The organism is Corynebacterium sp. HMSC071F07 (genome assembly GCF_001810285.1).
Classification (GTDB): Bacteria; Actinomycetota; Actinomycetes; order Mycobacteriales; family Mycobacteriaceae; genus Corynebacterium; species Corynebacterium simulans.
Window position 1 is genome coordinate 66,236 of sequence record NZ_KV800720.1, and the last position, 4,897, is coordinate 71,132.

The 4,897-nt window shown below is 61.8% G+C and carries 6 protein-coding genes and 1 pseudogene; 6 read left to right on the forward strand and 1 reads right to left on the reverse strand.

Annotated elements, in window-relative coordinates:
• From HMPREF2724_RS11635 to menE, 5 genes are all read left to right on the forward strand, one after another.
• Nucleotides 1-302 (forward strand): metal ABC transporter solute-binding protein, Zn/Mn family (locus tag HMPREF2724_RS11635; RefSeq protein ID WP_141748392.1); only part of this gene is annotated, 302 nt, incomplete at its 5' end.
• Nucleotides 303-308: 6 nt separating this feature from the next.
• Entirely contained in the window at nt 309-920 is a 612-nt protein-coding gene (locus HMPREF2724_RS11640) for a metal ABC transporter ATP-binding protein (RefSeq protein ID WP_246818266.1), read from the forward strand.
• Nucleotides 921-990: 70 nt separating this feature from the next.
• Nucleotides 991-1,824: a metal ABC transporter permease gene (locus HMPREF2724_RS11645; RefSeq protein WP_235590994.1), complete on the forward strand. Its 834-nt coding sequence runs from the start codon at nt 991-993 to the stop codon at nt 1,822-1,824.
• Nucleotides 1,824-2,651: a metal ABC transporter permease gene (locus tag HMPREF2724_RS11650; protein ID WP_049062513.1), complete on the forward strand. Its 828-nt coding sequence runs from the start codon at nt 1,824-1,826 to the stop codon at nt 2,649-2,651. The genes HMPREF2724_RS11645 and HMPREF2724_RS11650 overlap by 1 nt, the downstream gene beginning before the upstream one ends.
• Nucleotides 2,652-2,707: 56 nt before the next feature.
• Nucleotides 2,708-3,841 (forward strand): o-succinylbenzoate--CoA ligase, encoded by a 1,134-nt coding sequence (menE, locus tag HMPREF2724_RS11655; protein WP_070588657.1) that lies wholly within the window; start codon nt 2,708-2,710, stop codon nt 3,839-3,841.
• Here menE and HMPREF2724_RS11660 read toward each other — a convergent pair whose 3' ends face one another.
• Nucleotides 3,842-4,513, reverse strand: coding sequence for a metal-dependent transcriptional regulator (locus tag HMPREF2724_RS11660; RefSeq protein ID WP_062039180.1), 672 nt, complete (start codon nt 4,511-4,513; stop codon nt 3,842-3,844). It lies immediately after the preceding gene.
• Between the two features lie 215 nt (nt 4,514-4,728).
• Between HMPREF2724_RS11660 and HMPREF2724_RS13355 the strand changes: the two are divergent.
• Nucleotides 4,729-4,897 (forward strand): annotated as a pseudogene (locus HMPREF2724_RS13355) (1,4-dihydroxy-2-naphthoate polyprenyltransferase); the annotation flags it as partial.

The window sequence follows — 4,897 nt, forward strand, 5'->3', positions numbered from 1 at the left end:
CCACCTCGAGCCACATCGATGAGCAGGTAAAGAAGGTCCGCGAGTCCGGCGCCAAGGCCATCTTTGCGGAGAATTCCAACAACTCGAAGTCCATCGAGGCCATCGCCCGCGCCGCAGGCGTCAAGGCGGTTACATCCGACGACGCTTTGTACGGCGACTCGCTAGGCGTGCCTGGCAGTGAGGGCGAGACCTACATCGGATCCATCATCCACAACATCAACACCTTGGTCAGCGCCTGGGGCTCCGAGCAGCAACCGTTGCCGGAATCGCTGCAGGAATTCGACTTCGCCAAGCGCAAGTAGCTCTTTATGTCTTCCCCATTAGTCACTCTGCACAATGCCACCTGCGGCTATGGCGCCCGGGATATCCTCACCGACGTTGACCTTGAGATCCGCGCGGGCGAGGCCGTGGCGCTCCTAGGTTCCAACGGCGCGGGCAAATCTACCCTGCTCAAGGCAATCACTGGCCTGGCTGCCTTGCGCGGCATGGCCACCATCGACGCCTCGCTCGGATACGTCCCGCAGTACCAAGACTCCGACCTGAGCTTTCCCGTCACGGCTTACAAGGTCGTGGAAATGGGCCTTTTGCCCTCAGTGAGCTGGTGGCACAGGTGCACGAGCATGCGTAGCTACCGCGACTGCGTACTCAATGCCCTGCGACAAGTGGGGATGGAGCACCTCGCCGAGACGCGGTTTGGCCAGCTCTCGGGTGGGCAACGCCAGCGCGTGCTCATCGCGCGCGCGTTGGTTTCGGCCCCGGAGCTGGTGCTTCTCGACGAACCCTTCAACGGGCTTGATCAAGAAAGTCGCCGAATCCTGATTCAGATCATTGCGGATCTCAAGGAAGCAGGAATCGCCCTGCTCGTCTCCACTCACGACCCATCTTGGCGCAGCACACCTGCGACTGGGCGGCGTTTGTGATCGACGGCAAGGTCCGCACCATGGGAACCGAGGAAGCAGTGGAAACCTATATGGAGCAAGGCGCGCGACTGTGATAGAGCAGATTCTCTTCGCCCCGTACCTGCGCAATGCTTTCCTCTTCCTGCTGTGCCTATCGATTGCGGGAGCTGCCATTAGCGTCCTCGTTAATCTCCGCCGCATGGAATTTACGGTGGAAGCCCTCGTGCACTCGGTTTTTCCGGGCATCGTGGTAGGGCTCATCGTGGGCGGCATCCCGGGCATCGTGCCGGGTGCGGCCGCGGTGGCCACGGTGACGGTGCTGGTGCTGGCTTCTCTGGGTTCTGGGCGGCGCCAGTCAGCGCGGAAGCTGGATATGGAAGCCGGAACGGCCGTGGTGCTGACCTTCATGTACGGCATCGGCGTGGTCATCAGTTTGGCCTATGGCGACAAGTCCGGGCAGCTGGAGGCACTCATGTTTGGCCGGCTTCTCGACGTCACGCAGTCCAGGCTGGCAACCTCCGTCACGCTCTGCGTGATTGCGGCACTGCTCATCCTGACAACCTGGCGCATGCAAATTCTCGTCGCTTTCGATACAACAGCGGCCCGCGCCATGGGCGTCAACGTGGCGGCTTATGAGCTCATTGCGAATATCGCGGTTGGCCTAATCGTGGTGGCGGCTAGCTCGGCAGTGGGTGTGTTGCTGGTTATCGGTTTTATTGTCATTCCAGGCCTCTCGGCGCGCTTGATCGCAGGATCCCCGCGCAGCATGTGCTTCTGGGCTGCGGGTTTGTCCACACTGGCAGTGGTGGTGGGATTTGCCATCATGCTGTCCCAAACCACGCACCAGATTTCGCCGCAGGCAATCGTCAGCTTGATGCTGGTTGCCACCGTGCCGCTAGCGGGCTTGAAGGGGGTATTTAGCTAATGGGACTGTCTCATCTTGATCCAGAGATCCTGCGGTTGCCCCTCCTTGAGGCCATCGCTGTGGGATGTTTATCTGGCTTGGTTGGAACCTTGATGGTCATGGGCAAGCGCGTCTTTTTCGCTGAGAGCCTGTCACACGGAATCTTCCCCGGCGCGGTGCTCGGTGTAGTGGTGGCCAACCTTCTGAGCTTGGATCTCTCCACGGGTTTGATGGTGGGCGCGGCACTGTTCTGCCTGCCTTTGGCATGGCTTATGCGGTGGCTGAGTACCGTCGAGGGCATTTCTTCGACTGCTGCCGCCGGCGTGACGCTCACCCTGGGGTTTTCCCTGGGCATCTTGTTGCTGCGCTGGTTCCAACCGCTACCTATCCACGTGGATAGCTTTCTCGTGGGCTCGCTGACCACTGTCAATGCGCAGGATGTCTGGTTTGTCGGCGCCCTGGTGGTGGTCAGCCTTGGCGTGCTGGTGGCATTTCGCCGGACGTTGGTCTCCTTCTACTTCGACCAGACGTTCTTCCGCGCACAAGGCGGAAAGCCCGGCCGCTATGACTTGCTTACCCTCACGCTTATCAGCGTGACCATGGTGGTGGTGATTCCCGCGGTGGGCACTATCTTGTCCCTGGCGCTGCTGGTAGCCCCGGCGGCGGCGTTGCAGCCGTGGATCAAGCGCCCGACCCAGCTCATGCTCGGTGCCGGTATCGCGGGCATTGCGCTGGCATGCGGCGGGCTCTGGCTGGCGGCCGCCCTCAGTTTGTCGGCGGGCGGCTGCATCGCGGTGCTGGCGGGTGTGTTCTATTTGCTCAGCATGGGGCTACGCGCCTTGCTCTAAACGCCCGGCGCGCCGCCTCCCGGGACGAACGAAATGCCCGGGTAACCTGATTATTCGTGACTCATATCCTCGCCCCACTCCCAGTCGATCCCCGCAATCCCGCAGCTATTTTGGATGAGCTCGAAAAGGCCATCGCTGGGCAGACCACGCTCTTGCCCCTTCCCGCAGCGGACCGCACGCGGGCGGAATTGCTGCGCAACCACATGCGCGCGGGCGAATCGATTGCTGAGGGCATTGCTTTGGTGGTGGCCACCTCGGGTTCCACGGGCACACCGAAAGGTGCGCAGCTAAGCCCACTTAACTTGGTGGCGAGTGCGGATGCCACCCATTCTTTCCTGGGTGGACCCGGCCAATGGCTACTGGCCATGCCCGCCCACCACATCGCAGGCATCCAGGTGCTCGTGCGTTCGTTGGTGGCGGGTGTGGAGCCACTGTGCCTCGACCTGTCCCAAGGCTTTAACATCGCCGAGTTCGCCCGCGCAGCAGAAGAACTCGCCCACACCGAAGACCGCATGTACACCGCGCTCACGCCGATGCAGCTGCACAAAGCACTCGATTCGCTGGACGGCATCCAGGCACTGCGCCGCTTCAACTCCATCCTGGTGGGTGGAGCAGCGCCGCATCCCCAGCTGTTGGAATCTGCGCGCAAGCTCGACATCACCGTGGTAACCACCTATGGCTCCTCGGAGACTGCGGGCGGTTGCGTCTACAACGGCACTCCCCTGCCCGGCACCGAGGTGCGCATCGGGGACGATAACCGCATTTTCCTGGGCGGGCCGACCATTGCGCAGGGCTACCGCAATGTGGAATCGCGCGACTTCGTCGATGGCTGGTTCGCCACTTCCGACGCCGGAGAGCTCGACGCCCACGGTCAGCTCACCGTCACTGGACGTCTGGACAACATCATCAATTCGGGCGGCCTGAAGTTGCACCCAGAACAGCTGGAACAGCTCTTGTTGCAGGTTCCGGGCGTCGACAGTGCATGCGTGGTGGGCATCCCTGATCCGCGTCTTGGTCAGATGATCGCCGCAGCTTACACCGGCTGGGCTTCGCGCACCGACATCCTCGAAGCGCTCGATGACCTGCCTCGGTGGCAGATTCCGCGCGAGATTATCCGCATTGCTGAGATGCCGCTGACCGGCCCCGGCAAGGTGGACCGTCGTGGTGTCGCAGGGCTCTTTAAGAACTGATTAGGTTTCGTTAGCGCGCACTGTCACGTCGGCGGCCGCGACTTCCGCAAGGGAGAACTCCTTGTCCCCTGCGTGCAGGTTGAGCAGGCCCGCAACGCGGGAATCAACTACGACCTCGACGCCCAAGCCGACGCCGTGGCTGTCGAGGTAGCGCAACAGCTCGGTGTCCCCGTCGCATACCCGCTCGATGGTGACAGGGGTGTGAAGGGGGACGTCGTCAAGCGTGAGCGTGCCAAGGTCCTCGATGCTGCCCTGCGCATCGGGGATGGGATCGCCGTGGGGATCGCGCTGAGGATGGCCCAGGTGCTGATCGAGGCGATCGATGAAGCGATCGGAGCATGCATGCTCGAGGAGATCGGCGTCCTCGTGAACCTCGTCCCAGGTGTACCCCAGTTCTTTAACCAGGAAGGTCTCGAGGAGACGATGGCGGCGGACCATGCCCATGGACAGTGCCTGCCCCTCTGGGGTCAGCGAAACGCCAGCGTAGCGCTCGTGTTCCACCAGCCCTTGGGCAACGAGACGCTTTACGGCTTCGGACGCCGTGGGCACCTTTTGGTTCAATCGCCCCGCCAGTTCTTTGAGCGCGATGGGCGCGCCGCCAGAGTGCTCGGAGAGGTCCCACAGGGCTTTGAGGTAGTCCTGGGTACGTTCAGGGAGATCGCTTAAGTGCATGACATTCATCGTAGTAAAGGCCTTGCCCCGCGAGCGATTCACATGATAACTTTTAGGAAAGTTCAACGCGTTGAACTTTTGTCACGGGTGTGGCCCACAGCCGTCCTTTCTTGGGTATGTACGACGCGCTTTTGCCATACCCGTGGCTTTTATATGTCCGCCGTGTGCGTCCCTTGTGCACAGCATGTCCGCGGTGGCGTGGCACAATAACTGACATGTCACTTTCTGCCTATCCCGCAACTGCCAAAGACTGGTTCCAAGGCGCTCGCCCGCATACATGGGCAAATGCTTTCGCCCCAGTCATCGCCGGTACTGGCGCCGCCGCGGCTGCCGACGGCGCGCACTGGGGCCGTGCTTTTCTCGCACTCATTGTGGCGTGGGCGC

Coding starts and splice junctions, on each gene's coding strand:
- HMPREF2724_RS11640 (WP_246818266.1), top strand. CDS start 309: ATGTCTTCCCCATTAGTCACTCTGCACAATGCCACCTGCGGCTATGGC.
- HMPREF2724_RS11650 (WP_049062513.1), top strand. CDS start 1,824: ATGGGACTGTCTCATCTTGATCCAGAGATCCTGCGGTTGCCCCTCCTT.
- HMPREF2724_RS11660 (WP_062039180.1), bottom strand. CDS start 4,513: ATGCACTTAAGCGATCTCCCTGAACGTACCCAGGACTACCTCAAAGCC.